This is a genomic window from Deinococcus depolymerans, assembly GCF_039522025.1.
Lineage (GTDB): Bacteria > Deinococcota > Deinococci > Deinococcales > Deinococcaceae > Deinococcus > Deinococcus depolymerans.
Genome location: NZ_BAAADB010000010.1, coordinates 1 through 25,645 on the forward strand (window position 1 = coordinate 1; position 25,645 = coordinate 25,645).

25 protein-coding genes and 1 rRNA gene are annotated in these 25,645 nt (G+C 71.6%); 13 read left to right on the forward strand and 13 right to left on the reverse strand.

The annotated features are described in order from the left end of the window. Positions 1–69: ribosomal RNA gene (locus ABDZ66_RS05915) — 16S ribosomal RNA — on the forward strand; the annotation flags it as partial. 319 nt (positions 70–388) lie between these two features. Here the strand turns inward: ABDZ66_RS05915 and ABDZ66_RS05920 are convergent. From ABDZ66_RS05920 to ABDZ66_RS05945, 6 genes are all read right to left on the reverse strand, one after another. Then, a complete protein-coding gene (locus ABDZ66_RS05920; protein ID WP_343757142.1) occupies positions 389–895 on the reverse strand; it encodes a CarD family transcriptional regulator in 507 nt (168 codons plus the stop codon). Positions 896–1,165: 270 nt separating this feature from the next. Beyond that, positions 1,166–1,852, reverse strand: coding sequence for an ABC transporter permease (locus tag ABDZ66_RS05925; RefSeq protein WP_343757144.1), 687 nt, complete (start codon positions 1,850–1,852; stop codon positions 1,166–1,168). 32 nt (positions 1,853–1,884) lie between these two features. After that, positions 1,885–2,829, reverse strand: a complete 945-nt coding sequence (locus ABDZ66_RS05930; protein ID WP_343757146.1) for an ABC transporter ATP-binding protein — start codon at positions 2,827–2,829, stop codon at positions 1,885–1,887. Beyond that, a complete protein-coding gene (locus tag ABDZ66_RS05935; protein ID WP_343757148.1) occupies positions 2,826–4,025 on the reverse strand; it encodes an ABC transporter permease in 1,200 nt (399 codons plus the stop codon). Before ABDZ66_RS05935 ends, ABDZ66_RS05930 begins: the two co-directional genes overlap by 4 nt. A 40-nt stretch (positions 4,026–4,065) precedes the next feature. Then, the gene (locus ABDZ66_RS05940; RefSeq protein ID WP_343757150.1) at positions 4,066–4,980 is read right to left on the reverse strand and encodes a glycine betaine ABC transporter substrate-binding protein; all 915 of its coding nucleotides are present in this window, start codon (positions 4,978–4,980) and stop codon (positions 4,066–4,068) included. Between the two features lie 107 nt (positions 4,981–5,087). Beyond that, the gene (locus ABDZ66_RS05945; RefSeq protein ID WP_343757152.1) at positions 5,088–5,381 is read right to left on the reverse strand and encodes an Lrp/AsnC family transcriptional regulator; all 294 of its coding nucleotides are present in this window, start codon (positions 5,379–5,381) and stop codon (positions 5,088–5,090) included. A gap of 95 nt (positions 5,382–5,476) precedes the next feature. On the opposite strand from ABDZ66_RS05945, the gene ahbA reads away from it, so the two are divergent. After that, on the forward strand, positions 5,477–6,535 hold the full coding sequence (ahbA, locus tag ABDZ66_RS05950) for a siroheme decarboxylase subunit alpha (RefSeq protein ID WP_343757154.1): 1,059 nt from the start codon (positions 5,477–5,479) through the stop codon (positions 6,533–6,535). A gap of 108 nt (positions 6,536–6,643) precedes the next feature. Here the strand turns inward: ahbA and ABDZ66_RS05955 are convergent, their stop codons facing one another. Further along, a complete protein-coding gene (locus ABDZ66_RS05955; RefSeq protein WP_343757156.1) occupies positions 6,644–8,704 on the reverse strand; it encodes an E3 binding domain-containing protein in 2,061 nt (686 codons plus the stop codon). Positions 8,705–9,020: 316 nt separating this feature from the next. Here ABDZ66_RS05955 and ABDZ66_RS05960 point away from each other — a divergent pair, with 316 nt between their 5' ends. The 6 genes from ABDZ66_RS05960 to ABDZ66_RS05985 all read left to right on the forward strand — a co-directional run bounded on the left by ABDZ66_RS05960 (position 9,021) and on the right by ABDZ66_RS05985 (position 15,005). Then, on the forward strand, positions 9,021–10,091 hold the full coding sequence (locus ABDZ66_RS05960) for a Glu/Leu/Phe/Val dehydrogenase family protein (protein ID WP_343757158.1): 1,071 nt from the start codon (positions 9,021–9,023) through the stop codon (positions 10,089–10,091). A gap of 11 nt (positions 10,092–10,102) precedes the next feature. Next, complete coding sequence (gene udk, locus ABDZ66_RS05965; RefSeq protein WP_343757234.1) at positions 10,103–10,702, forward strand: uridine kinase; 600 nt, start codon at positions 10,103–10,105, stop codon at positions 10,700–10,702. A gap of 128 nt (positions 10,703–10,830) precedes the next feature. Continuing rightward, a complete protein-coding gene (locus ABDZ66_RS05970) occupies positions 10,831–12,681 on the forward strand; it encodes a DUF5693 family protein (protein WP_343757160.1) in 1,851 nt (616 codons plus the stop codon). After that, positions 12,678–13,655, forward strand: coding sequence for a polysaccharide pyruvyl transferase CsaB (gene csaB / locus ABDZ66_RS05975; protein ID WP_343757162.1), 978 nt, complete (start codon positions 12,678–12,680; stop codon positions 13,653–13,655). The genes ABDZ66_RS05970 and csaB overlap by 4 nt, the downstream gene beginning before the upstream one ends. 4 nt (positions 13,656–13,659) lie before the next feature. Further along, positions 13,660–14,454 carry a tRNA pseudouridine(38-40) synthase TruA gene (gene truA / locus ABDZ66_RS05980; RefSeq protein WP_343757163.1) on the forward strand — a complete coding sequence of 265 codons (795 nt, stop codon included), beginning with the start codon at positions 13,660–13,662 and terminating at the stop codon, positions 14,452–14,454. Then, a complete protein-coding gene (locus tag ABDZ66_RS05985) occupies positions 14,451–15,005 on the forward strand; it encodes a hypothetical protein (RefSeq protein WP_343757164.1) in 555 nt (184 codons plus the stop codon). Before truA ends, ABDZ66_RS05985 begins: the two co-directional genes overlap by 4 nt. On the opposite strand, the gene ABDZ66_RS05990 is transcribed toward ABDZ66_RS05985, so the two are convergent. Then, positions 14,986–16,245, reverse strand: coding sequence for a cytochrome P450 (locus tag ABDZ66_RS05990; RefSeq protein WP_343757165.1), 1,260 nt, complete (start codon positions 16,243–16,245; stop codon positions 14,986–14,988). The two genes, ABDZ66_RS05985 and ABDZ66_RS05990, sit on opposite strands and share 20 nt — an antisense overlap. Before the next feature lie 82 nt (positions 16,246–16,327). Between ABDZ66_RS05990 and ABDZ66_RS05995 the strand changes: the two genes are divergently transcribed. Beyond that, entirely contained in the window at positions 16,328–16,975 is a 648-nt protein-coding gene (locus tag ABDZ66_RS05995; protein ID WP_343757166.1) for a helix-turn-helix domain-containing protein, read from the forward strand. 62 nt (positions 16,976–17,037) lie between these two features. On the opposite strand, the gene aguB is transcribed toward ABDZ66_RS05995, so the two are convergent. After that, entirely contained in the window at positions 17,038–17,928 is an 891-nt protein-coding gene (gene aguB, locus ABDZ66_RS06000; protein WP_343757167.1) for an N-carbamoylputrescine amidase, read from the reverse strand. A 125-nt stretch (positions 17,929–18,053) separates the two neighbouring features. Here aguB and thrC point away from each other — a divergent pair, with 125 nt between their 5' ends. The 4 genes from thrC to ABDZ66_RS06020 all read left to right on the forward strand — a co-directional run bounded on the left by thrC (position 18,054) and on the right by ABDZ66_RS06020 (position 22,215). Continuing rightward, positions 18,054–19,499, forward strand: coding sequence for a threonine synthase (thrC, locus tag ABDZ66_RS06005; protein WP_343757168.1), 1,446 nt, complete (start codon positions 18,054–18,056; stop codon positions 19,497–19,499). 36 nt (positions 19,500–19,535) lie between these two features. Then, positions 19,536–20,537 carry a potassium channel family protein gene (locus ABDZ66_RS06010; protein WP_343757169.1) on the forward strand — a complete coding sequence of 334 codons (1,002 nt, stop codon included), beginning with the start codon at positions 19,536–19,538 and terminating at the stop codon, positions 20,535–20,537. Positions 20,538–20,574: 37 nt separating this feature from the next. Then, positions 20,575–21,252: a DsbA family oxidoreductase gene (locus ABDZ66_RS06015; RefSeq protein WP_343757170.1), complete on the forward strand. Its 678-nt coding sequence runs from the start codon at positions 20,575–20,577 to the stop codon at positions 21,250–21,252. Between the two features lie 81 nt (positions 21,253–21,333). Beyond that, complete coding sequence (locus ABDZ66_RS06020; RefSeq protein ID WP_343757171.1) at positions 21,334–22,215, forward strand: VOC family protein; 882 nt, start codon at positions 21,334–21,336, stop codon at positions 22,213–22,215. Positions 22,216–22,242: 27 nt separating this feature from the next. On the opposite strand, the gene ABDZ66_RS06025 is transcribed toward ABDZ66_RS06020, so the two are convergent. From ABDZ66_RS06025 to ABDZ66_RS06040, 4 genes are all read right to left on the reverse strand, one after another. Further along, the gene (locus ABDZ66_RS06025; protein WP_425544408.1) at positions 22,243–23,334 is read right to left on the reverse strand and encodes an agmatine deiminase family protein; all 1,092 of its coding nucleotides are present in this window, start codon (positions 23,332–23,334) and stop codon (positions 22,243–22,245) included. Between the two features lie 97 nt (positions 23,335–23,431). Further along, positions 23,432–24,127 (reverse strand): 7-cyano-7-deazaguanine synthase QueC, encoded by a 696-nt coding sequence (gene queC, locus ABDZ66_RS06030; protein ID WP_343757173.1) that lies wholly within the window; start codon positions 24,125–24,127, stop codon positions 23,432–23,434. A 272-nt stretch (positions 24,128–24,399) separates the two neighbouring features. Continuing rightward, positions 24,400–25,092: a 7-carboxy-7-deazaguanine synthase QueE gene (locus tag ABDZ66_RS06035; protein WP_343757174.1), complete on the reverse strand. Its 693-nt coding sequence runs from the start codon at positions 25,090–25,092 to the stop codon at positions 24,400–24,402. A 141-nt stretch (positions 25,093–25,233) separates the two neighbouring features. Next, entirely contained in the window at positions 25,234–25,644 is a 411-nt protein-coding gene (locus ABDZ66_RS06040; protein ID WP_343757175.1) for a 6-pyruvoyl trahydropterin synthase family protein, read from the reverse strand. Position 25,645: the final 1 nt, after the last annotated feature.

Below are 25,645 nucleotides of genomic sequence, written 5' to 3' on the forward strand. Positions count from 1 at the left end.
TGGTTCATGACTGGGGTGAAGTCGTAACAAGGTAACTGTACCGGAAGGTGCGGTTGGATCACCTCCTTTCTATAGGTTCCACATCTCTTCCCACCCAGCCACGCGTGGCTGGCAAGCGCTGCTCTCCTCTGGCCCGGTCTTCCAAGACCGGGCCAGCGTCTTTTGTGCTGCCGCGTTTCCCTTCGGTTTCGTCGACAACCCGGCGTGTTTCCGGGTTGCCAACGTCACGTCCGGGGGAGGTGCTGCTCCGGGTCATACGGATTCCGTTTGTTTCGCCTACAATCCGGAACTTCACCGGATTGCCGACTCCACGTCCGGAACCCGCCCAGCTCCCACTCGCTTCGTTCGGATTGAACGGGCTGCAAAGCCCATTCAATCGGAGTCCGTATCAGGTGCCCTGCGGGGTCTCGTTCCAGGCGTGGACCAGCAGGCTCTGCACGTCCTGCGCGCCCTGGTCCTGCAGGCCGCTGACCTCCTGCTCGAGCAGTTTGATCGCCCGGCGGAAGGCCTGCCGGTCAAGGTCCGGCAGGCCGCGTTCCACGTTCCAGCGGCGCAGTTCGCAGGTCAGGATTGCCAGTTCGAAGGGGTTGCCGCTCACCAGGATCTCGGTGACGCGGCGGTGACGGGCGGCCCACTGCCGGGGCAGGTTCAGGCTGCTGGTCTTCAGTGAATCCAGCAGCGCCGGCATGTCACGGGCGGTCAGGGCGGCGCGCATTCCGGCGATGTCGGGCGCGGCAACCGGCACGAAGGCCTTGCTGGTGGTATTCGCGAACTCGACCTGATAGTAGGCGTGCGCCTGACCGGACAGGGGACGCAGGCAGGTGCCACGCACCACACCAATACCGTAGGGGGGAAGAACGACGCGGTCACCGGGTTGAAAGGCGGTCTGCTTCAAGGTGTCACCTCTTGAGGCGTGCTGGCCGTGCTCTGAAGCTTGCTCTGTACCCACGGGCGGCGTGGGGCCGGCGGAACAGTCACCAGAACGCAAACCGGCCCGGCATGAAAGCGGGGCCGTGTCGGTTCAGGGGTGTTCCAGGAAGCTGCTGCCAAGGGCGCGTGCAGTCACGGGTTGGGGTGGAAGCCTCCGGGGCTGCATACCGGCCATCATACCGAAAATCACCCGGAAATGCACGTAAGGTCACTTTTATGCGGCCCTGCACGCACCTCAGGCCGCGTCACGGTTCCCGGGGAGGGCCATCAGGGCGTCCAGGCTGAGGGCCAGCAGCGCTGCCAGCACCGCCCCGCTCAGCACCAGCGCCGTGTTCTGCTGCGACAGGCCGTTGATGATCGGTTCGCCCAGCCCGCCCGCCCCGAGGGCCGCGCCGACCGTGGCCGTCCCGACGTTGTACACCGCGCTGGTCCGGACGCCCGCCAGGATGACCGGGCGGGCCAGCGGCAACTCGACGCGCCACAGCCGCTGCCCCGCGCTCATGCCCATGCCGCGCGCGGCGTCCAGCGCCCCCGGCGACACCGCCTGCAGGCCCACCACGGCGTTGCTGACGACCGGCACCAGTCCGTAGGCGATCAGGCCCAGCAGCGTGGGTGCCCAGCCGAAGCCCAGGACCGGCACGGCCAGTGCCAGCACCGCGAACGTCGGGACGGTCTGCCCCAGGCCCACCAGCGTTTCCGAGAGCTGCCGCAGCGCGTCCCGGCCGGGGCGGGTGACGGCCACGGCCAGCGGCAACCCCAGTGTCAGCACGACCACGCTGGACAGCAGCACCAGCCCCAGGTGAGTCAGGGTCAGCTGCCACAGCGGGCGTTCGGGTGTGCCGACCTCGCCCAGACCGAGCGGGTCGATCAGGGCGGGCAGCACGCCGGGAATCAGGCACAGCAGCAGCAGCGCGGGCCACATGAGCGCCGCCCACCGCCCACCCCGGCCGCCCCTCAAGGACGCTCCGGCCCGGACGCCCGCAGGTCGGCCCAGCCGACCGTCCCGACCGGCTGTCCGCCGCGCGTGACGGTCAACCGGTCCGTGCCCTCGCGCAGCAGCACGGCCAGGGCGCTGCGGGCGTTTAGGGTGTCCTCCACCGCCACGGCCGGCAGGGGAGAGGCCCCGTCCAGCGCCGCCATGAACCGGCCCACCGGCTGCCCGGCCAGCTGCCGCAGCGCGGCGTCCTCTCCCAGAAACTGCCGCACGAAGTCACTGACGGGCCGGTGAATCAGGTCGTCGGGCGTGCCGAACTGCTCCAGTCGCCCGGCGTTCATCAGGGCCACGCGGTCCCCGAGCCGCAGCGCCTCGTCGATGTCGTGCGTGACCATCACGACCGTCTTGCGCAGCCGCCGCTGGATATCGCGGAAGGCGTCCTGAAGGCGGTCGCGGGCCAGCGGGTCCAGCGCCCCGAACGGCTCGTCCATCAGCAGCACCGGCGGATCGGCCGCCAGCGCACGCGCCACGCCCACCCGCTGCGCCTGCCCGCCCGACAGTTCGCCCGGCCGTTTGTGCCGGAAGGTGTCCGGGTCCAGGCCCACGAGGTCCAGCAGTTCGTCCACGCGCGCGGCGGTGGCCCGCCGGTCGCGGCCCAGCAGGTCCGGGACGGTTGCCACGTTCTGCGCGACGTTCAGGTGCGGGAACAGCCCCACCTGCTGAATCACGTACCCGATGCCCCGGCGCAGCGCCTCGGGTTTCAGGGCGCGGGTGTCCTGGCCGTTCAGCCGCACCTGCCCGCCGCTGGGTTCGATCAGGCGGTTGATCATGCGCAGCGTGGTCGTCTTGCCGCAGCCGGACGGCCCCAGCAGCGCCGTGAGTTCCCCGTCCGGGAAGGTGAGGTTCAGGTCCTGCACGGCGAACGAATCGCCGAAACGTTTTTCAAGGTGATGCAGTTCGATCATGCGGCCCTCCCCAGGCGCCGTGCGAGCAGGCTCTCCAGGCCGCGCAGCGCCGCGTCGACCGCCACGGCCAGCAGCGCCGCCGGCACGGCCCCCAGCAGGATCAGGTCGGTCGCGGCACTCTGGAGGCCCTTGAAGATGTACGTGCCCAGCCCGCCCGCCCCGATCAGCGCCGCGACGGCCGCCACGCCCACCAGCAGTACCGCCGCCTGCCGCACCCCGCTGAGCCACACCGGCAGTGCCAGCGGCAGCTGCACCCGCCAGAAGCGTTGCGAGGCGGTCATGCCCATGCCGCGCGCCGCGTCCACCGCGCCGGCCGGCACGCCCCGCAGCGCCACCACACCGTTGCGCAGCACTGGCAGCAGCGCGTACAGCGTCATGGCACTCAGGGCCGGGGCGACCCCGATGCCGCTGACCCCCGCCTCACGCAGGGCCGGGAAGGCGTTCGCCAGCGCCGAGAGCGGCGCGATCAGCAGGCCCAGCAGCGCCAGACTGGGAATGGTCTGAATGGCGTTCGCGGCGCCCAGTACCGCCCCCGCCACCCGTTCGCGCCCGGACGCCCACACGGCCAGCGGTGCCCCGATCAGGAGCGCCAGTCCCAGCGCCGTGCCCACCAGCCGCAGGTGCTGCGCGAGTTCCTGCACCCAGCGCGGCCCCTCGCTGCGGCCCTCGACCAGCACGGACCAGTCCGCCAGGGTGCCGGTCAGCAGCAGCGCCGCCAGCCCCGGCAACCACGCCCATCCGGCCGCGCGTGGACCGCCGCACAGCCGCGCGCCGTACACCGCTACGCCCGCCCCCAGCAGGGTCAGCCACGCGCCGCTGGCGGCACTTGCCCGCGCGAACTCCGCCTGACCGACCAGCGCCGCGCCCGTGCGCGTACCCAGCAACCACACGGCCAGCAGCAGCGCCAGCGTGGCCGGCACCCAGGTCAGCGCCGGCCGCCAGCGGGCCGCCGCCAGTGGAAGCAGCGCCAGCACCAGCAGCGCAGCCGTCCAGGCCAGGGGCAGCCGCAGGTACTCGCCCGGCGCCAGACGGTTGGGCCGCAGCAGCACCCACGGCAACCACGCGCCCGCAAGGACCGGCAGGGCCGCCAGCACCAGCACCGCCTGCACGTCACCCCGCGCGCCACCTGGGCGGCTGGCAGCAGAGGGGGCGGGCTGCCCTGCGTCACCCACCCCCCCACGTCCGGCACCGCTCATGAACGGAGCGGCCCTGCACCGCAGACGTACGTCACGGCGCTTACTTGATCAGGCCCTTGGCCTTCAGGTACTCCTGCGCCACGGCCTGCGCCGTGCGGCCCTCCAGCGCCACCTTGGCGTTCAGTCCCTGCATCGTCGACTGCGACAGCGTGGCGAAGGTCCTGTTCAGCAGCGCCTCGATCTGCGGGTTGGCCTTCAGGGTCGCCGTGCGGATGATCGGGGAGGGCTGGTACACCGCCTGCGCACCCTTGGGGTCCTTCAGGGCCACCATCTTCAGCGCCGCCAGCGTGCCGTCCGTGCCGTAGGCCATCGCGGCGTTCACGCCGTTCGTGCCGTTCGCGGCGGCCTGCTGCGTCTGGGGCGGCGTGGCGCCCGCCAGGATCAGCTTCTGATCGGCCTTCAGCTTGAAGCCGTACGCTTCCTCGAAGGCCGGCATGGTGTCGGGGCGGTTGAAGAACTCCGGGCTGCCTGCCAGTTTCAGTTTCCCGCCGCCGTTCACGTAGCGGGCGAGGTCCGCGACCGTGTTCAGCCGCGCGCTTTTCGCCAGAGCCTCGGGCACCGCGATCACCCAGGTGTTGTTCACGGCGGCCGGCTTGAGCCACGTCACGCCGTTCCGGCTGTCCAGCTGCCGCGCCAGCCCGTAGATGGTGCCGGTGTTGCCCGCCTGCTTGGCCGTGATCTTCGCCTTCGGGAACAGGTACACCGCGTTCCCGGTGTACTCGGGGTACACGTCGATCTCGCCCGCCAGCAGCGCCTTGCGGTTCACGCCGGTATCGCCGAGGTTCGTGCGGTCGGTCACGTCCAGCCCCGCGTTCTTGAGCGTCAGGACGATCATCTGCCCCAGGATCTGCGCTTCGGGGTCCAGTTTGCTGCCCACCACGATGGATTTCGCGGCGGCAGCGCCGGACAGGGCGGCGCCGAGAAGGAGGGCCGGCAGAAGTAGGGTGCGGGTCATACGGTCAACGTACCCGCCGCTCCCGGTCATCACCGGTAGGGCAGGTCACAAAACCCGCGGGCATCTAAAGACTTCTTAAACCTGTCCGCCCACGGCCCGCGCGCCGCTCAGCGGCCCTGGCTTTCATCGAGGCCCACCCCGAAGCCCTGATCCAGCAGCGCCTCGTTGTACGTGCGGAACGCCAGCATCGTCTGGGTGCGCGTGATGCCCTCGACCTTGCGCAGGTGCCCGGTCACCACGTCGTCCAGGTCCTCGTAGCGGGCCAGTTTCAGGATCGCCACGATGTCCCACTCGCCCGTCACGGAGTACACCTCACGCACGCTGGGCACGCCCGCCAGCGCCTCGGCCGTCTCCTGCACCCGCTGCCGCTCTGCCTGCACCATCACGATTGCCGTTACCATGCCCGCCATTGTGCGCCCACACCGGCCCCCGCCGCACCTGCCTGACCGTTCGTTCGGGGACGTTCCGCCGCCCCGCCGGCGCGTATTGTGCAGACATGACCGCACCCGCCGCCGCGCCCAAGCCTGCCCCCACGCCACGCGAGCAGCTCCTGAACCGCATCCAGCGCGATATCCCCATCACCCGGCGCCCCTACGCCGTCATCGCCCAGGACGTCGGCCTGAGCGAGGCCGAGGCCCTGAGCATCCTGCGCGAGGTGAAGGCCGAGGGCGTGCTGCGGCAGGTCAGCGCCATCTTCGACACCCGCACCCTGGGCTACCAGAGCAGCCTCGTGGCCGCCGTGCACGACGAGGACCAGCTCGATGCCGGCGCCGAGATCGTGAACGCGCACCCCGGCGTCAGCCACAACTACAAACGCAACCACGACTTCAACCTCTGGTACACCATCGCCGTGCCGCCCGAGAGTGACCTCGAGGCGCACGTGCAGAAACTCCACGAACTCAGCGGCGCGCGCCTGACCCGCCTGATGCCCACCCTGCACCTGTTCAAGATCGGCGTGGAATTCGACATGACCGGCAAGGAAGACTGGAACGCCAAGGCCAAACCCCAGTACACCAGCGAGCAGCGCAACATCGGCTACCAGGTGACGGACCTCGACCGGGCGTTCGTCACGGAATTCCAGAAGGACCTGCCCGTCACCGAGGAACCCTACGCCGACGCCTGCGCCGCGCTGGGCCTGAGCATCGAGGAGGTCGCCGCGCACGCCGAGAAGATGAAGGCCGCCGGCGCGCTGCGCCGCGTGTCCGCCGTGTTCCGCCACCAGAAGGCCGGCTTCACCTTCAACGCCATGGGCGTCTGGGCCGTCCCGCAGGAGAATGTGGCCGAGGTGGGCCGCCAGATGGCCGAGTTCAAGGCCGTCTCGCACTGCTACCTGCGCCCCACCTACCCCGAATGGCCCTACACCATCTTCACGATGGTCCACGGCCGCAGCAAGGAAGAAGCCTTCGGGAAGATCAGTGCCATCGAGCAGGAAGTCGCGCAGGGCGTCGACCACGCCATCCTGTACTCCACCAAGGAATACAAGAAGGTGCGCCTGGAATTCTACAAACCGGAATTCTACGACTGGGCGAAAAAACACCTCGGTACCGAGGCGTAACCAGGGGAACGGGTGGCGGTCAGTACACGACCCTGACCCACTGCCCGCTCAGGCACAACGCAAAGAACCGCCCCACGTTACGGGGCGGTTCTTTTGCCGTGCGGGCGCTTACAGCACCAGCAGGATGGGCTGTTCCAGCGTCCCGGCCACCTGCGCCAGGAAGTGCGCGGCGTGGGCGGGGTTCACGTCGCCGTTCAGGGTCAGGGCGGCGCGGCCGTCCTGCACGCGGCCCACGCTGAGCGTCAGGGTGTGCGGGAAGTGCAGGTCGTCCAGGCCGTGCGCGCCGGCGTCCACGACCAGCAGGTCCGGGGTGCCGTCATGCGCGGTGCCCAGCTGCGCCAGCGCGTCGCGCAGGCTGCCGGTCCCGACCGTCCGGGCGTCGCTGTCGCCCTGCACGGCCACGCTGCCCAGGCCCAGGGTATCCGCGTGACGCTGTGCGGCGCGGGCCACCAGCAGGCCCAGCGGAAGGTCCTGTTCCAGCGCGGCGCTCACCTGACGTTGCAGGTCACGCAGCGCCGCCACGTCGGCGTCGCGGCGCAGGTACGCTCCGAACCACACGGCGTTCGCCGGGGCGGCAGCGGGCGCGTGGGCGACGGCCGTGACCGGCGCGACCAGCACGGTCGGTTCGGCGTCGGGTTCGGTGACGTCGGGTTCGGTGGCCTCGCTGACGGTGCCGACAGGCTCTGCCTGGGCGACCGGCTCCTCGGCGGTGACTTCGGGCTCGGGCGCGGCGACGGCGGGCGTCTCCTCGACCCCGGGTTCCGTCACCTGGGGTTCCGCCGCGATTTCGGACCCTGCGGCAACTTCAGTGGCTGCGGCCACTTCGGGTTCCGCCGTGGCTGCGGCCGCCTCGTCCGGGGTCGTGTCCGGGGTCGTGGCGGTCTCCTCGACCTCGGCCGGCACAGGCTCCCCAGCGGGTTCCTCGTACGCCGGGACGACGGCGGGCTCCGCGTGGTCCGCGTGGTCCGGTTCGGCCACCGGTTCGGCCATTGGTTCGGCAGGGGCGGGCAGGTCGGCCTGCGGGGCCTCCACGAACGCCGGTTCGGTCTGCGGGGCCTCCACGGCGTCCGCCGCCTCGGCCGTCACCGGAACGGGCTCCCCGGTGTCCGCCGAGAGGCTCCCGGGCTCGGTTGACAGCCCGGTCGACGCGGCGGGCTCGGTCCAGGCGTGATCCTGCGCCTGACGGCCGTCCGTCCAGGCGGGCGCGGCGTCGGGCGCGGCGTCGGGCGCGGGGGCGGGTTCCGGCGCCGGTTCGGCCGCGACCGGTTCGGTCAGGGCAGGCTCGGGCATGGTGGACTCGGCCGCCACAGGTGCAGCGGGTTCCGGCGTGACGGGCGCGGCCTCCGGCGCCGGCTTCTGGTACAGGCGGGAGAGCAGGCTGCCCAGCCCGGCGGCCAGCCCGGTCGCCGCGGCGGCCTCGGCCACAGGGGCCGGGGCGGGGGTCGGCGCGGGAGCGGGCGTCTCCCCGGCCGTCCCCGCTGCCGGGGTGAAGGCCGGCAGGGTGGGTTCCGGCGCGGCCGGGCTCACGTCCGGCAGGGGTGCCGACTCGGCCAGGGGTGCCGGGGCCGGTTCGGGCGTGTGGGCGGGCGTGCCCCAGTTCCAGCTGCCGGCGGTCGCGGCGGGTTGCGGCGCCTCGGCGGGCGGCTCGGTGGGGGCCGCGGCGGCCTGCGGGGCCTCGAAGCGGGGGGCGTTCTCGGCCGGCGTCCCGAACGCCGGCGTGACGCCGGGCGCGTCCATCGTCACCGGCGCGGCGACATGCACGGGTTCAACTGGCGCGGCGCTGTCCTCGTCTTCCAGTTCGAATTCCAGGTCCTCGTCCTCCAGGCTGCTGCCGGCCGGGGTGGCGGGCACCTGCGGGGACGTGGCCGTGCGGGCCTGCTCGACGAAGGCCGTGATGTCAGTATCCACACCCGCGCGGCTGAGCATGTCGGCGTTCATGCCGGCCCTGTTCAGCATGTCGGCGCTGGGAATCTCGTCGCCGGTCCAGTCGGCAGGGGTGGGGTCCACCGGGGTGCTGGGCGGGTCTTCCTCGCCACTCATGACGCGGGACAGGTAATTCAGGATGTCCTGTTCGACGATCATGCCGCCGTTCCCGGTCCCCTTGAGGTTCTGCCAGTCAATCCCGTTCGCTTCCGCCAGAATTTTGGCGAGCGGAGCAATCCGATCCATTCAATTCCCCCTTTGTGCGCCCCATTGTAAGGGACGCCTGTGCGCCCCGACGCCACGGTTCGGCACCGCCCCACAGGGGGGCGGCGCGGAGGCCGGGCGAGAGACCAGCGTGAGCATTGTTGCAGGGTGACGAATCGCTTCTGACAGCGTTCTTTCACGCCCCACAGGGCCGGGCGGGCCGGGGCCATCTGCCGCTGGTGAACAGATGCGTGGCGGTGCTACGCTGGTGGGCGGTACCGCGCTTCCCGGCGCCCCCCGCCCCCCCGCTCCGGCCGGGTCCGGGCGGCCCGGAAGTGCGGCAGAACACAGGAGTCATATGCTGATACTTGAGGAGATGCAGTCGCGCGGGCACGAGGCCCTGACCTTGCTGCACCACGCCCCCAGCGGCCTGCGCGCCGCGCTGGCCATCCACTCGACCGTGCTGGGACCCGCCATCGCGGGCGTGCGCCTGCGTGAACAGGACGAGGAACTGGCCATCCGGGGCGCCCTGGCCCTGTCCGAGAGCCTGACCCTGAAGGCCGCGCTGGCCGGCCTGAACTACGGCGGCGGCGCCTGCGTGCTGCTGATGCCGGAAAGCGGCGTCGAGGACCCCCACGCCAGAGAAGCGCTGTTCCGCGCACTCGGCCGGCAGGTGCGGCCCATGGAGTCCCGCGTGGTGCTGACCGAGGACATCGGGGTCAGTCCGTCCGACATCGCCTTCGTGGCCCAGGAGACCCGGTCCACGCTCGGCATGCACACCGACACCAGTTCCGTCACCGGCTACGGCGTGTACCGGGGCATGAAGGCCGCGGCCCGCCACGCCCTGGGCTCCGAGAGCCTGCGCGGCGTGCGCGTGGCGATCATGGGTGTCGGCGCGGTCGGCCGCGCCCTGGCCGGGCACCTGCACCGCGAGGGCGCACGCCTGACCGTCGCGGACGACCGCCCGGAACGCGCGCAGGCCCTGGCGGATGAGCTGAGCGGCGTGACCGTCGTCGGCTGCCAGGAACTGCTCGACGTGCCCTGCGACATCCTCGCGCCCTGCGGGTACGGGCACACCATCCGCAGCCAGGACGTGCCCCGGCTGCAGTGCCGCCTGATCGCGGGCGGCGAGCACCACCCCCTGACCCGCCGGGGCGAGGAGGCCGTCAAGGAGGCCGGCATCGTGTACATGCCGGACTTCGCGATCAACTCTGCCGGGCTGATCGCCGCGGCCACCGGCCTGGACGCCGGGCAGGCCGCCGAGCGCGTCTACCAGACCGTCAACCGCATCACGGCCGTCGCCGAGCAGTACGGCAAGGCCCCGCACGTCGTGGCGCGCCGCATGGCCGAGCGCCGCATCGACCTGATCGGCAGCCTGGGCGCCTGCGCCGCCAGCAGCGGCCCCCGCAGCCTGGGAGGCCGCGCGTGAGCGTGCCCTTCATGATCGGCGTGGCCGGCGGCTCCGGCAGCGGCAAGACCACCGTGACCCGCCGCGTGATCGAGACGGTCGGGCGCGAGGGCGTGGCCGTCCTGAACCAGGACAACTACTACCGCAACCAGGACGACATCCCCTTCGAGTCGCGCCTGAAGACCAACTACGACCACCCGGCCGCGTTCGACTGGGCGCTGCTGCGGGAACACGTGGACGCGCTGCTGTCCGGCGTGCCCATCGACATGCCCGAGTACGACTTCACGCGCCACACCCGCTCCAGCGAGACCACCACCGTCCTGCCCGGCCCGGTCGTGGTGCTCGAGGGGTTCTTCGCGCTGTACGACGAGGCGCTGCGGGCCCGCATGCACCTGAAGGTCTTCGTGGACGCCGACGCGGACGTCCGTTTCATCCGCCGGCTGCTGCGCGACACGCAGGAACGCGGCCGCACCCCCGAGAGCGTGATCGAACAGTACCTCGAGTACGTGCGCCCCATGCACCTGAGCTTCGTGGAACCCACCAAACGCTACGCGGACGTGATCATCCCGCACGGCGGCATGAACGAACCCGCGCTGGACATGCTCGCCGCCCGCATCCGCAGCACCATCTGAAGCCGGCGGGCGCGGCCCGTCGTCCGCCTTCCGGTGGACGACGCGGTCCCCGACCGCCGCGCACCATGGGCCGCGCCCCGCCCGAACGTCCACCGCCCCGCCCCCATTCCTCCCCTTAGGATGTGCCTGTGACCGACGCTGCCCCCACCCGCGACGCCCCCGCCCAGAGCGGCATGACCGTCCCGCCGCCGTCGCGGCACCCCTGGACGCCCGCCCTGCTGGGCCTGATCCTGCTGTCCCTGATCCCGGCGCTGCTGCTGGCCGCCGGGCGCGTGAACTACGAACGCAGCGAGAAGACCGCCGCCCTGGTCATGGACTACCCGGCGGTCGTGTCGCAGGCCCACCGGTTCGGGCAGACCCCGCAGGCCCTGCTCGACCACTACCAGAAACTGGGCGTGAACAGCGTCGCCGTGTACGAGGACGTCGTGGGCAACCTGGTGCAGCGCGGCGAGGTGTACCAGCGCAGCGGCGCGGACCTGAAAGCCGACTTCCCGGACGCACCCGTCAACCCGCAGAGCATCTACCTGCGGTCCCTGACGCCCGGCGTGGCCGAGGCGCTGCCCGCCCGGTACACCATCCCCACCCGGCAGGTGCAGGCCGGCGGGTTCACCTGGACCGAGTGGCCCACCGACCCCACCTTCCTGCCCACCGGCCCGAACGCCGCGCTGATCAGCGAACTGAAGGCCAGGGGGTTCATGATCGTGTACCGCCCCTACGCCGACGACGCCCTGCGCGACCCCGGCGCGGACTGGCCGGACGTGCCGTTCATCGCCTTCAACGGCGAGGAAATCATCGGGGCGCGCACGCCGGAGCTGCTGGAGAAGATCAACGAACGCATGGGCCGGCGCATTCCCGCGCTGATCGAGGCGACCCCGCAGCGCGGCCTGGACACCCTGATCGCCACGCACGGCGCGGCCCGCACCTTCAGCGTGAACCCCGCCTGGCAGACGCGCCTGGACCCGATCACGCTGGCCAGCAAGTACAACCTCGCGGCCCGCGAACGCTCCATGCGCCTGCTGTACCTGCGTCCCTACCCCACCATCAACGAGACCGACGCGCTGCTCACGCGGACCGTCACGCTGCTGGGCAAGTCCGGCGTGAAGATCACCGAGCCGGTCATCACGCCCTTCACCGAGAACGTCACGCTGCGCGTCCTGAGCCTGATCGGGCCGCTCGCGGCGCTGCTGCTGCTGGGCCTGAGTTTCCCGCTGGTCCGCCTGGGCCTGCTGGTCGCCGCCGCGAGCGGCGCGCTGGCGCTGGGCCTCAACCGCTTCGATCCCTTCGCGGGCGGCGCGCTGATCGCCGCCGTGACCTTCCCCGCACTGGGCCTGGTGCTGCGCCGCGCCCGCGTCACCGACTGGTTCATCGCGACCGGCCTGAGCCTGTGCGGCGTGCTGTTCGTCTCGGCGCTCGGCGCGAACCGCGACAGCGTGCTGGGCCTCGAACCGTTCCGGGGCGTGGGCCTGACCCTGGCGCTGCCACTGCTGCTGGTCGCCCTGAGCTTCCTGCCCCGCCAGGACCTGCGCCAGACCGCGCGGGACATCTACAACGCGCCCATCAAACTGGGTGACGTGGTCGTGATGGGCCTGGCGCTGGCCGTGTTCGCGCTGGTGTTCCTGCGGCGCGGCAACGCCACCGGTGCCAGCGTCAGCGACACCGAGGCGAAGATCCGTCAGGACCTGCAGGACAGCCTCGTGCGTCCGCGCTTCAAGGAGATGGCCGGGCACCCGCTGGGCCTCATCGGCCTGAGCGGCGCGCTGCCCGGCTACTTCGGCGCGATGCTGATCCTGGGCGGCGTGGTCGGCCAGGCCAGCATCCTGAACACCTTCTCGCACTTCCACACGCCGCTGCTGATCAGCGCCACCCGCTGCTTCCTGGGCCTGGGCGTCGGACTGATCGCCGGTCTGATCGGCATCTGGGTCGTCCGCACGGCGCTGCGCCTGTGGCACACGTACGGCACGCGACCGGTGAACGCATGACCCGCACCACCGTCACCGTCAGCGGCTACTACGGCTTCGGGAACACCGGCGACGAGGCCATCGCCCTGGCCATCACCCGCGAACTGCGCAAGTACAGCGCCGAGCCGCTGCTGCTGTCGAACACCCCCGCCGAGACCGCCCGCACCTACGGCTGCCTGAGCGCCGAACGCATGAAACCCGCCGCCGTGCTGGGCGCGCTGATGCGCTCGCGCGTGCTGCTGTCCGGCGGGGGCGGCCTGCTGCAGGACAAGACCAGCAGCCGCACCCTCACGTACTACCTGGCGATCATCCGCCTCGCGAAACTCATGGGCCGCCGCGTGGTCGTGTTCAACCAGAGCGTCGGCCCGCTGAGCGAACAGGGCGGCCGGCGCGTGGCCCGCGCGCTGCGCGGCGTGACCGTCATCGTGCGCGACCAGGGCAGCCTGGACACCCTGGGCAGCCTGGGCGTGCGCGCCGAACTGGGCGGCGACCCCGCCCTGCTGCTGAGTGCCGCGCCCGCCACCCGCGACCTGAAACGCGTGATCGTCGCCCCGCGCGGCGACGTGACCGACGCCACCGAGAAACTCAGGGACGTCATCCGCCGCCTGCAGGCCGAGGGCCGCCACGTCACCGCCCTGAGCTTCATGCCCGACCACGACGACGAGGCCGCCCACAGCCTCGGCGCGAACGACGTGATCAGCACCCGCGACCCGCAGGTCGCGCTGGACGCCATCGCCGCCAGCGGGTACGTGATCGGGGTGCGCCTGCACGCCGTGATCCTGGCCGCCGCGACCGGCACGCCCTTCACCGGCGTCGCCTACGACCCCAAGGTGCAGGGCTTCTGCGCCGACGCCGGCGCGCCCGCCCACCCCACCGACCTGAACGCCGAACAGGTGGCCGAGGAAGCCCTGCGGCGCGTCGTGCCCGACTGGAACGCCGTCGAGGACATGAAACTCAGGGCCGCGCAGAGCTTCGGCCGCGCCCTGAACCGCTAGGCCCATGATCCGCCCGGACTACCGCCCCCCCGACGGGCACCGCCGCCTGCTGCTGCACGTCGCCTGGGACGGCGCACCCTACGCCGGGTGGCAGTCCCAGCCCGCGCTGCCCAGCGTGCAGGACACCCTGCACGGCGCGCTGGCCCGGCTGGGCGGCGGGGAGTTCCGGCCGGTCGCGGCCGGCCGCACCGACGCCGGCGTGCACGCCGAGGCCATGCCCGCCCATGTGGACGTCCCGGACACCTTCCGGGTGCCCGCCCCGAAACTGGCCCGCGCCCTGAACGCCCACCTGCCCCCCACCGTGGCCGTCCTGCACGCCGCCGACGCGCCCGCCGGGTTCCACGCGCGGTTCTCGTGCACCGAGCGGCAGTACGTGTACCGCCTGCTGGTCCACCCGCAACGGCACCCGCACTGGCACGGCCGCGCCCTGCACGTCCCGCAACCCCCGGACCCGGACGCCATGAACGCCGCCGCCGCCACCCTGACCGGCACGCACGACTTCGCGGCGTTCGCCACCCAGGAGGACCGCCAGACCGTGCGCGAACTGAGGCTGCTGCGCGTGCAGCCCGGCCCGCTGATCTGGGAAATCCATGTGCACGGCGAGAGCTTCCTGCGGCACATGGTGCGCGGACTGGTCGGCACGCTGCTGCTGGCCGGGCAGGGCCGCCTGAGCCCCACGCAGGCCGAGGGCATCCTGCACTCGCGGCAGCGGTCACAGGCGGGCGCAAACGTGCCCGCGCACGGCCTGTCCTTCACCGGCGCCCGCTATGAGGGCTTTCCGGAGATCGGGTCCGCATGACCCATGACCCGCACGCCTTCACCGGCCCGCGCCCCCCGCACGACGGCGGCCAGGGCACCGTGCGCGGCGGACTGGTCGGCTGCGGTCCCCTGAGCGCCGCGTGCCTGCTGCGGTGGCACGCCGCCCGGCTGGACCGGCCCCTGCCGCCGCGCGACGCCCTGGCCGCCGAACTGCTGACCGCCCAGCGGGCCTTCATCGTCCCCGCGACCGGCGGGCAACGCGCCGTGCTCCCGTGGGACTGGCTGAGCGGCACGAACGACTGGTTGCGCGCACAGGGCCTTCCGCTGCGGGCACGCGGCCTGTGGGGCGTGCGCCGGGCCGACGCGCTGGAACGCCACCTGCACCGCCTGTTCACCGCCGGGACGCCCGCCGTGGGCCTGGAATTCAGCCCGCGCCTCCAGCATTACGGCCTGCTGAGCGCCTACCAGCCCGGCCCCACCCTGCGCGCCACGCTGCTCGTGGACGGCAGCGACCTGCACCTCGCGCCCCGCGTCGGCGTGGGCGGCGTGTTCTGGATCGAGGAGGGTGGGCCTACCCGAGCCGGACCCTGAGTTCCTGCGGGCCGCGCAGGACGAGGTTCGCCTTGAACGGGGGGTGGGGGTCGGTGACGGTCAGGTTCGGGAAGCGGCGGGCGAGCGCGGCGTACACTTCCGCGATTTCCAGGCGGGCCAGGGACGCGCCCAGGCAGTAGTGCGCGCCGGCGGCGAACGCGAGGTGCCGGGCACTGTTGGGGCGGTCCCAGTCGAGGCGGTCGGGGTCGGGGAACACGCCGGGGTCGCGGTTGGCGGCGGCCAGCAGGGTCTGAACGTGCGTGCCGGCGGGGAGGGTGAGGGGCTGGCCGTCCGCGCCGGTGGTGGTGAGGTCGCCGGCGAGGGTGCGCCCGTCGAGTTGCACGGGCGAGACGACGCGCAGCAGTTCGTCCGCGACGTTCGGGTGGTCGGGGCGGGCGACCAGGGCGGCCCACGCCTGGGGTTGCCGGGCGAGTTCCAGCAGGCCGCCGGGAATCAGGTTGCTGGTCGTCTCGTGCCCGGCGGCCAGCAGCAGCACGGCGTTCGAGAGCAGTTCGTCGCTGCTCAGGCGTTCGCCGCCGTCCTGCGCGGCGGCCATGGCGCTCAGCAGGCCGGGTTGCGGCTGGGCGCGCAGTTCGTCGGCCAGGTCGCGGAAGTACGTGCGCATCTCGCTCGCGTCCGCCTCGATGCGGGCCAGGAGGTCCGGGTTGCCTTCCGCGCCGCCCAGCAGGTCCGCGACGCTCTGGGTCCAGCGCATGAATTTCGCCTCGTCGTCGCCGCGCAGGCCCAGCATCCGCATGATCACGCGGGCTGGGAGCGGCGCGGCCAGTCCGGCGACGAGGTCCACGTCCCGGTCGGTGGGCAGGGCGTCCAGCAGATCGTTCAGGACCGCCTGCACCAGTTCGCGCTGCGCCTCGACCACGCGCGGCGTGAAGGCCGCCTGCACCAGCCCGCGCAGGCGTGCGTGCGAGGGGCCGTTGTGGAACAGCATCATGGGTTGCAGCAGCCGGGTGCCCTGCGTGTCGGCCGGCATCTGCGAGATCACGGCCCCCGAACGGGCCAGCGGGGAGCGCAGCACGGCGCTGTTCACGGCGTGCGACGTCACGAAGGTCATGCCCCACTCCGGCACGGGCAGCACCCCGGACGGGTTCAGGTCGCGCAGCGCCGCGTACGCCGGGTAAGGGTCCGGGATGGTCTGCGGGTACCACAGGGCCTGCACGGCCTCCTGCACGCGCTGCTGTTCGGGCGTGAACGCCACCTGGGTCGCCACCGGATTGGTCATGCCCCAGCGTGCGCCCCGGTCTACTCGACCCTCAAGCACCCGCGTCGAGTAGACGTGGCCGCCACTGCGCTACGCTGCGGACATGCCGCGAGCCTGGACGCGCCTGGACGACCCGCACGCCGCCCGGCTGGCCCTGAACCCCGCGTACACCGACCTGCTGCGCCTCCTGATGACCCGCGAGTGGACGGCCGCCCCGCTGGCCGCCGCCGCCGGGCAACCCCTGAACGCCGCGCACCACCGTCTGGGCCGCCTGCTGGCCGCCGGACTGGTGCGCGTGACGCGCCTGGAACCCCGCCGGGGGCGCCCGCTGCGGCACTACCGGGCCGTCAGTGAGGCCCTGCTGATCCCGTACCACCTGACGCGACTGGGCAGCCTGGAGGACCTGATCTCGCTGCACGAGGACACCTTCAGCGACCGGTTCCGGCACGCGGTCGTGCAGGCCGGGGTGCCGCTGGTCCGGCGTGAGGAGGACATCGCCGTGCGCCTGTACCGCCACGCGGGCGGCGTGGTCATGGACGTCACGCCCACCGCCGAGCATTTCGACCTGCGCGACCTGCTGCGCCCGGAAGCGCCCGCCCTGACCGTCGACTGGGGCGTGCTGCACCTGACCCGCGAGGACGCCAAGGCCCTGCAACGCGACCTGCACGACCTGATCGCCCGGTACGCGGGGCGGGGCGGCCCGCACCCGTACCTGTACCGCGTGAACCTCGCACCCGATCCCGGCGAGTAGAGAATAGGGAGCAGGAGGTGGAGGCGGGGAGGCCGATCCACTTCCCACTCCCTGCTGCCCGCTTACCCTCTGCGGGTCACGCCGTCCAGGGTCAGCAGCGGGCCGTACAGTTCGGGGCGGCGGTCGCGGAAGAAGCCCATCCCGGCGCGGAACTTGCGGGCCTCGGCGATGTTCAGGGTGTGGATCAGGGCGCCTTCCTCGGTCTCGGCCAGTTCCGCGACGATCTCGCCGGTGTAGTCGCTGACGAAGGTGTGCCCGTAGTACGTCTGGGTCAGGTCGCCCACGACCTCGGTCCCGATGCGGTTGGCGGCGGCCACGTAGGTGGAGTTGCTGACCGCGTGCCCGATCATGGCGCGCTGCCACATGTGGTGGCTGTTCGGGGTTTCCACCTCGGCCGGTTCACTGCCGATGGCGGTGGGGTACAGCAGGAAGTCCGCGCCCTGAAGCATCATCACGCGGGCCGTCTCCGGGTACCACTGGTCCCAGCAGATGCCCACACCCACGCGCCCATAGCGGGTGTCCCAGACCTTGAAGCCGGTGTCGCCCGGGTTGAAGTAGTACTTCTCCTCGTAGCCGGGCCCGTCGGGGATGTGCGTCTTGCGGTAGTTGCCCAGGATGGTGCCGTCCGCGTCGATGCACACGAGGCTGTTGTAGTGCGCCTGCCCGGCCTTCTCGAAGTACGACAGGGGCAGCACGACGCCCAGTTCGCGCGCCAGTTCCTGGAAACGCCCGATGAACGGGTGGCCCTCCAGCGGGTGCGCCAGCGCGAAGTACTCCTCGCGTTCCACCTGGCAGAAGTACAGGTTCTCGAACAGTTCCGGCAGCAGGATCACCTGCGCGCCCTGCGCGGCCGCGTCGCGCACGTGCTGGACGGCGCGGCTGACGTTGTCTTCGAGTTGATCCGTGACGTGCATCTGCACGACGGCCAGCTTCACGGTGTCGGGGGCTCTCATGCCCCCCACGCTACCGGATGGGCCGGGTGAGGATGGTGCGCCCCGCCTTCAGGCAGCCATGACCGGCCCCGGTCTGGCTAGCCCCCGGCGCCGTCCGGGGCGCGGGCGGCCTTTAGAGTGACCGTATGAAGTACGTTTCCACGCGCGGCATGCAGGACCTGGGGAGCTTCTCGGACGTGCTGCTCTCGGGACTCGCCCCGGACGGCGGGCTGGCCATGCCCCAGCGCATTCCGACCTTCACGGCCGCGCAGATCGGAGCGTGGCGCGGCCTGGGTTACGCCGACCTGGCGTTCGAGGTCATGCGGCCCTTCATCAGCGACATTCCCGAGGATGACCTGCGCCGCCTGCTGCGCGCCACGTACACCGCAGAGGCGTTCCACAGCGAGGCGATCACGCCCCTGACCCCCCTGGGTGACGTGGGGCCGGACGGGGGCGGCCTGTTCCTGCTGGAACTGTCGAACGGCCCCTCGCTGGCGTTCAAGGACATGGCCATGCAGTTCCTGGGCCACGTGTTCGAGTACGTGCTGGAGGCGCGCGACGGGCGACTGAACATCCTGGGTGCCACCAGCGGCGACACCGGCTCGGCCGCCGAGTACGCCATGCTCGGCAAGGCCCGCGTGAACGTGTTCATGCTCTCCCCGCACGGCCGCATGAGCGCCTTCCAGCAGGCGCAGATGTTCAGCCTGCACGAGCCCAACATCTTCAACATCGCCCTGCAGGGCGTGTTCGACGACTGCCAGGACCTCGTGAAGGCCGTGAACGCCGACGCCGACTTCAAGGCCCGCTATGAGATCGGGGCCGTGAACTCCATCAACTGGGCGCGGGTGCTGGCGCAGGCCGTGTACTACTTCCGCGCGTACCTGACCCTGAACCTGCCCGACGGACAGGAGGCGGACTTCAGCGTGCCGTCCGGGAACTTCGGGAACGTGTTCGCCGGGTACCTCGCCCGCAGCATGGGCCTGCCCGTCGGGCAGCTGATCGTCGCCACGAACGAGAACGACGTCCTGAACGACTTCTTCACGGACGGCGTGTACCACGTCCGGCCCGCCGAGCGGGTCGCGGTCACCAGCAGCCCCAGCATGGACATCGGCAAGGCCAGCAACTTCGAACGCTACCTGTACCTGATCACGGGCCGCGACGCCCCGCAGACGCACGGCTGGTGGCAGGACGTCGGCGCGGGCCGCCCGGTGGACCTGCGCGGCACGCCCCACTGGGACGCCGTGCAGGCCAGCGGCCTGAAGTCCGGGCGCAGCACGCACGCCGACCGCCTGCACACCATCCGCCGCGTGGACCGTGAGCACGGCCGCCTGATCGACCCGCACACCGCCGACGGCGTCCTCGTCGGCGAGCGCTACCGGCGCCCCGGCGTGCCCATGATCTGCCTGGAAACCGCGCTGCCCGCCAAGTTCGAGGAGACCGTGCAGGAGGCCGTGGGCCGCCTGCCCGAGCGCCCCGCGCGCTTCGAGGGCATCGAGCACGCCCCGAAGCACTTCGAGGTCCTGCCGAACGACGTGCAGACCCTCAAGGACTTCATCGCGGCGAACCTGACCGGAACGCGCACCACCGACTGACCACCACCCCGCCTGCCCCGCCCTACACTGGTGTCCGTGGACCGCCGCCGCCTGTCCCTGCTGCTGGCCCTGATCGCGGGGCTGGTGCTGTTCGGCACGCTCGGGTACCGGGTGCTGGAAGGCTGGGGGTGGCTGGACTGCGTGTTCATGACGGTCATGACCCTCACCACCGTCGGGTACGGCTCGCCGGGTCCGCTCGGCACGGACGGCAAGGTGTTCAGCACCCTGCTGATGCTGGTCGGGATCGGCCTGATGCTGTACCTGCTGACCCTGCTGGCCGAGACGGTCGTGCGCGGCCTGACCGACCCACTGGCCGTGCGGCGGCGAAAGGAGCGCAAATTGATTCACCTGCGGGGACATACGGTGGTGTGCGGGTACGGGCAGGTGGGCGAGGCCGTGTGCGTCGCCCTGCGCGGCGCGCGGCGCGACGTGGTCGTGATCGATCACCGGCCCGAACACCTGGAGTGGGCCGAGGCCCAGGGCATTCACACGCTCGTCGGGGACGCCACCGACGAGGACGTGCTGCGCCGCGCCGGGGCCGAACGGGCCGAGTCGCTCGTCACGGTCATCAACAGTGATCCCAGCAACCTGTACGTGGTGCTGTCCGCCAAGGGCCTGAACCCGGCCCTGCGGGTGATCGCGCGCGCCAGTGACGAGAGCGCCGCGCAGAAGATGCGCCGCGCCGGAGCGGACGAGGTCGTCAACCCCTACCAGCTCAGCGGGAACCGCATCGCCGCCATGATGCTCGCCCCGCGCCTGAGCCGCCTGCTGAGCGGCGACGTGACCAGCGACCACTTCATCATCCGCGAGATCGGCGTGCCCGACGCGCTGGTCGGGCAGACGGTCGAGGCGCTGGGCCGCGAGACGGGCGCGCTGATCGTGGCGATCTGGCGCGGCGGACAACCCATCCGCTGCCGCGCCGGAGACGAACTGCAGGCCGACGACACCGTGCTGGTGGCCGGCGCCGCCGCCGAGGTGGACGCCGTCGAGGGCCGACGGGACGGGCGGGAGGCCACGGCGCGAGTGCAGCCCACCTGACCTTCCGGGTGGGGCGGCGGGTGCTAGCGTGCCCGGCATGACCGACCCCCAGACAGCCAGCACCCAGGCCGCCGGTATCCAGCCCACCGACGTGTTCATCGACTTCCTGTGCCCCTACGCGTGGCGGGGCGTGGAACTGGCCGCCGCGCTGCGCGCAGAGGGCGAGGCGTTCACGCTGCGGCACTTCTCGCTGGTGCAGGGCAACCACGCTGACAACGCCGGGCAGGCGACCCCCGTGTGGTGGCTGACCGACCAGCCCGCCCACGAGGGCAGCGAGTACCAGCGGGGCAGCCTCGCCGCGTTCCTGGCCGCGCAGGCCGCCGCCCGCCAGGGTGAGGACGCCGCCTGGAACTTCACGCTGGCGCTGTTCCGCGCCCGCCACGAACACGGCCAGCCGCTGAACGCCGACACCATCCAGGCCGCCGCCGCGCAGGCCGCGCTGGACCCGGAACGCCTCGCCGCCGACCTGAGCGACGACGCGGGCCTGCGCGCCGCGCTGCGCCGCGACCTGCAGGACGCCGCCGAGATCGGCGTGTTCGGCACGCCCACCTTCGTCCTCCCGACCGGCGAGGCCGCGTACTACCGCTTCGAGAACCTCACCCGCGACCCCGCGCAGGCCCGCGCGTGGTGGGACCTGTACGTGACCGTCTTGCGCGACGGGGCGGGCGTGGCGACCATCAAACGCGCCCGGAACCGCCCCGCCCGCCGCGCCTGAAGCGGGGCAGGGGCCGCTGCGTGACCGGACGCCCAAGGGCCGCCCCACCCGCCACCGGCCGCCCCTGCCTACGCTCGGGGCATGACCCTCCGCACCCAGCCCGCCACCGGCGGCCCCTCCCCGATCCTGGACCTCGCGGGCGTGACCCTGGAAGTCAACTCGCTGGCGCGTGGCGTGCGCTTCTACGCGCAGGTGCTGGGCCTGCCCCTGCAACACCTGGACGAGGACCGCCGCACCGCCCGCCTCGGCGTGAACGCCGCCCAGACCCTGACGCTCTGGCAGCCCGTCACGCGCCAGCCGAACGAACCCTGGCTGGCACCGCTGCGGGCGCGCGGCGCGGGGCACCTGCACCTCGCCTTCCAGGTGCGGCCCGAGGACCTGCCCCGCTGCCGGACCCTGCTGGACGCCCACGCCCTGCCCTGGCAGGAGATCGACCTGGGCACCCCGGACGCCCCGGACCCCACCCTGTACTTCTTCGACCCGTTCGGGCACGGACTGGAACTGCGGACCGTGAACCGCCACGACCCGCGCCAGCCGCACGTCGCGGTCCCCGACCACCCCCTGACGCCCGACCCGCACGCCCTGCCGGTCCTGGGCCTGCGCGAGGCGGCCATCGCCTTCGGGGACTACGCGGCCATGAAGGAACGGCTGCCCCGCGCGTACGGCTTCGCGTTCGCCAAGGAGCAGGACGACCGGGACTTCGCGCAGTTCACGCTGGGCCCCTGGCCGGAACCCGACGGGAACGGCACCCCCCGCCGCTGGCTGTACGCCTGGGACCCGCAGGTGGGGCTGGCCGACATGCTGGGCGGCGACCACGCCCTGCTGGAGTTCTACGCGGACGTACCCGCCGTGGCCGCCCGCGTGCAGGCCGAGGGGCTGCCCTGCGTCACTGACGCCGGTCGCCTCGCCGTGCGCGACCCCGAAGGGCACGTGTTCGTGTTTCGCCCCGCGCCGCAGGGGTAGGCCAGGGGCGCGGGTGTGTTCAGCGGTTCAGGGCTGCCAGGGCGTCCCGGTGGGCTGCTGCTGCGTGACGCAGTGGAAGCTGCCGCCCCCCTCGATGATCGCGCGGCTGCTCAGGCCGATCACCTCGCGGCCGGGGAACAGCGGCGTCAGGACCTCCAGGGCGCGGGCGTCGTTCGGGTCGCCGTACTGCGGGACGACCACGAAGCCGTTTCCGATGTAGAAGTTCGCGTACGTGGGCGGCAGGCGGCCCTCGGCGCCTTCGAGGTACGTGGCGGGCAGGGGCAACTCCACGATGCGGAACGGCTGGCCGTCCTGGTCGGTCATGCCCCGCAGGTCCGCGAGGTTCTTCGCCATGACCGCGTGGTTGGGATCGGCCGGGTTGGGTTCGACGCTGGTGACGATGGTCCGCTCGTCCGTGAAGCGCGTGATGGTGTCGATGTGCCCGTCGGTGTGGTCGTTCTCCAGGCCGCCGTCCAGCCACAGCAGCTTGCGCACGCCCAGCGTGTCGGCCAGCAGCGCCGCGTACCCTTCCTCGGTCAGGCCGGGGTTGCGGGTGTCGGTCAGGAAGCACGACCGGGTGGTCAGGCCCACGCCCAGCCCGTTCACTTCCAGGCCGCCGCCCTCCAGCACGAACGGCTGCGCCCAGCGCTGCGTGCCCAGCCGCGCGGCCACGTACTCGGGCACGCGGTTGTCGTTCTCCCAGTTGAACTTCCCGCCCCACGAGTTGAACTGCCAGTCCGTCAGGGCCAGATCGCCGCTCCCCCCGGACTGGGCGCGCCGCACGAAGATCGGGCCGTTGTCCCGCACCCACACGTCGTCCAGCGGCACGCGGTGATAGGTGACGTTCGCGCCGTCCAGGCGGGCGCGGGCGTCGGCTTCGCTCTCCTCGTCCCGCACGAGCAGGTGCAGCGGCTCGAAACGCGCGATGGTCCGCACCAGCCCGGCGAACTCGGCGCGCACGCCGGTCAGGTGCCCGAACCACAGGTCGTCGTCGGCGGGCCAGCTCATCCAGGTGGCGGCGTGCTCGGCCCACTCGGCGGGCATGCCAAACCCCAGTTCGCGGGGCGTGGGGTCGTGCGGGGCGTCGTGCGGCGTGGCGGCAGGGGAGAGGTCGGACATGCCCGCCATTAAAACAGACCCCGGTGTGCGGATTGTCTGATGAGGCGGCATGGGGGCAGGACGGGAGAGGAAGTCCCGCCTTCCGCCAGCCGCCGCCTTACGCCAGCCGCGCCTGGGCGTAGCGGGTGGCGAGGTCCGGGCGGCCCGCCTCGATCAGCGCCCTATCGCGGATGCGGCACGAATCGCACACCCCGCACGGCTCCTCGCCCCCCTGGTAGCAGCTCCAGGTCACGCCCACCGGCACACCCACCGCCAGCGCCTCGCGCACGATGTCCGCCTTCGTCATCTCCGCCAGGGGCGCCGTCAGCACCGCCCCGCGACCCTCCAGGCCCGCCTTCGTCGCCAGGTCCGCCAGTGTCTGGTACGCCGACAGGTACTCCGGTCGGCAGTCCGGGTACCCGCTGTAATCCACCGCGTTGATCCCCAGGAACACCCGCTCCGCGTCGATCGCCTCCGCGAGACTCAGACCCACGGCAATGAAGACCGTGTTGCGCCCCGGCACGTACGTCGGCGGAATCACGCCGTCCTCCGTCCCGTCCGTCGGCACGGTCATCGACTCGTCCGTCAGCGCACTTCCCCCGAACGACCCGATGTTGATGTCGATCACCCGGTGCACGGCCCCGAAATGCGCCGCGACCGTCGCCGCCCGCTCCAGCTCCACCGTGTGCCGCTGCCCGTACCGGAACGACAACGCCGTACACGCATACCCGTCCCGGGTCGCCATGCCCAGCACCGTGCTCGAATCCAGCCCGCCCGACAGCAGCACCACCGCGCGCTTCTTGCCCTCAGTCATGTTCATTCCTCCGGTGGGATTCACCCCCACCCGACCTCCCCCCGGAAGGGGGAGGAGAAAAAGCGTGGTGCGGGCTGCCGTTCCCACAGCCCACACCCTACGACCCCCACCCCCGCTCATACGGACTCCGATTGAATGGCTTACAAAGCCGTTCAATCCGAGCGAAGCGACTCGGAGAGCTGCTCCGCAGAGGAGGAGCAAAGCGGGTTCCGGACGTGGAGTTAACAGATCGGTGATGTTCCGATCTGTTAACGAAACAAACGGAATCCGTATCAGTACCCAAGTTCCGCGTTCCCGCCGAGGGGGATGAGGCGTTTGTCGCTGTGCGCGTCGAGGTCGTCGGCGCGGTACAGCTTGTGCATCTGGTACCCGGCCCGCAGGCGCGGGTTCTCCTTCACCGCCTGCGTGATCGCGTTCAGCACCCCCGGATCCCGCTCGCGCGCCTTGCTCCATTCGGGGTGCAGCCAGATCACCGCCCCGTCCGGCAGGCCGCTCAGGGTGTCCAGGCCCGCCTGAATATCACCGGGTTCGTGGACGATGATCTTCACCTCGTCGGTGACCGCCACGACTTCCGGCAGGGGGGGCTGCCCGAACGGTTTGGGCGACAGCGTCACCCAGTCCAGCGCCCCGCGCAGCGGCGCGATGCCGCTCGTCTCGAGGTGCACCCGGCGGCCCAGGGCGTGCAGGGCGTCCGTCAGGGGCGCGAGGTCGAACAGGATCGGCTCGCCCCCCGTGACCACCACCACCGCACCGTCTGGACTCTCGGCCCGCACCACGTCCGCCAGTTCGCCCTCGCTCATGAGGGTCACGCCGTCCGGGCGGTAGTCGCGGTGCCACGTGCCGGCACTGTCGCACCACGGGCAGGCCTGCGGGCAGCCGTACAGGCGGATGAAGTACGCCGCGCGGCCCAGGTGCACGCCCTCGCCCTGCCAGGTGTAGAAGCGCTCGTACACCGGGTATTTCACGCTTGCTCCGGTGGGGTGGTTCGCCAGAACCGCTCCACCCGAGCGGATGCGAGTAGGAGCCCAGCGGATTCCGGGCGTGGAATTTGGACCTCGGTGGGGTGCCGAGGTGCAAATGGAACAGACGGAATCCGGATCATGGTCTCACTCCCAGTACTCGCAGGAGCTGTCCGGGGTTTCCCACAGGGTCACGTGCAGGCGCAGGTCCGCGCCGTCGTCCCCGTCGGGCAGGTCGGCCCGCACGCGGTCCATGGTCTTGCGGTGGATGTACGCGGCGATGACCTCGGCGGTCGTGTCGTTCCCGAGGTCCGGGAGGTCGTTCAGGTAGGCGTGGTCCAGGCCGCCAGCGTCGACGTCCTTCTTGGCCCACTTGAGCGTCTTGAAGTCGGCGACCATGATGGCGCGCCCCACGTGCGCACTCGGGCGGAGTTTGTCACTGCTGAGTTCCATGCGGACGCGGTACGTGTGCCCGTGGAGCCTCCCGCACGGCCCGTCGTACCCGGTGATCACGTGCGCCGAATCGAACGTGAACTCCGAACTCAGTTTCCACGGCATC

Bases quoted from the DNA above. Each gene is read 5' to 3' on its own strand.
- ABDZ66_RS05925 (WP_343757144.1), bottom strand. From the start codon at position 1,852: ATGTGGCCCGCGCTGCTGCTGCTGTGCCTGATTCCCGGCGTGCTGCCC.
- ABDZ66_RS05930 (WP_343757146.1), bottom strand. From the start codon at position 2,829: ATGATCGAACTGCATCACCTTGAAAAACGTTTCGGCGATTCGTTCGCC.
- ABDZ66_RS05935 (WP_343757148.1), bottom strand. From the start codon at position 4,025: ATGAGCGGTGCCGGACGTGGGGGGGTGGGTGACGCAGGGCAGCCCGCC.
- ABDZ66_RS05940 (WP_343757150.1), bottom strand. From the start codon at position 4,980: ATGACCCGCACCCTACTTCTGCCGGCCCTCCTTCTCGGCGCCGCCCTG.
- ABDZ66_RS05945 (WP_343757152.1), bottom strand. From the start codon at position 5,381: ATGGTAACGGCAATCGTGATGGTGCAGGCAGAGCGGCAGCGGGTGCAG.
- ahbA (WP_343757154.1), top strand. From the start codon at position 5,477: ATGACCGCACCCGCCGCCGCGCCCAAGCCTGCCCCCACGCCACGCGAG.
- ABDZ66_RS05955 (WP_343757156.1), bottom strand. From the start codon at position 8,704: ATGGATCGGATTGCTCCGCTCGCCAAAATTCTGGCGGAAGCGAACGGG.
- ABDZ66_RS05960 (WP_343757158.1), top strand. From the start codon at position 9,021: ATGCTGATACTTGAGGAGATGCAGTCGCGCGGGCACGAGGCCCTGACC.
- udk (WP_343757234.1), top strand. From the start codon at position 10,103: ATGATCGGCGTGGCCGGCGGCTCCGGCAGCGGCAAGACCACCGTGACC.
- csaB (WP_343757162.1), top strand. From the start codon at position 12,678: ATGACCCGCACCACCGTCACCGTCAGCGGCTACTACGGCTTCGGGAAC.
- truA (WP_343757163.1), top strand. From the start codon at position 13,660: ATGATCCGCCCGGACTACCGCCCCCCCGACGGGCACCGCCGCCTGCTG.
- ABDZ66_RS05985 (WP_343757164.1), top strand. From the start codon at position 14,451: ATGACCCATGACCCGCACGCCTTCACCGGCCCGCGCCCCCCGCACGAC.
- ABDZ66_RS05990 (WP_343757165.1), bottom strand. From the start codon at position 16,245: ATGACCAATCCGGTGGCGACCCAGGTGGCGTTCACGCCCGAACAGCAG.
- ABDZ66_RS05995 (WP_343757166.1), top strand. From the start codon at position 16,328: ATGCCGCGAGCCTGGACGCGCCTGGACGACCCGCACGCCGCCCGGCTG.
- aguB (WP_343757167.1), bottom strand. From the start codon at position 17,928: ATGAGAGCCCCCGACACCGTGAAGCTGGCCGTCGTGCAGATGCACGTC.
- thrC (WP_343757168.1), top strand. From the start codon at position 18,054: ATGAAGTACGTTTCCACGCGCGGCATGCAGGACCTGGGGAGCTTCTCG.
- ABDZ66_RS06015 (WP_343757170.1), top strand. From the start codon at position 20,575: ATGACCGACCCCCAGACAGCCAGCACCCAGGCCGCCGGTATCCAGCCC.
- ABDZ66_RS06020 (WP_343757171.1), top strand. From the start codon at position 21,334: ATGACCCTCCGCACCCAGCCCGCCACCGGCGGCCCCTCCCCGATCCTG.
- ABDZ66_RS06025 (WP_425544408.1), bottom strand. From the start codon at position 23,334: ATGTCCGACCTCTCCCCTGCCGCCACGCCGCACGACGCCCCGCACGAC.
- queC (WP_343757173.1), bottom strand. From the start codon at position 24,127: ATGACTGAGGGCAAGAAGCGCGCGGTGGTGCTGCTGTCGGGCGGGCTG.
- ABDZ66_RS06040 (WP_343757175.1), bottom strand. From the start codon at position 25,644: ATGCCGTGGAAACTGAGTTCGGAGTTCACGTTCGATTCGGCGCACGTG.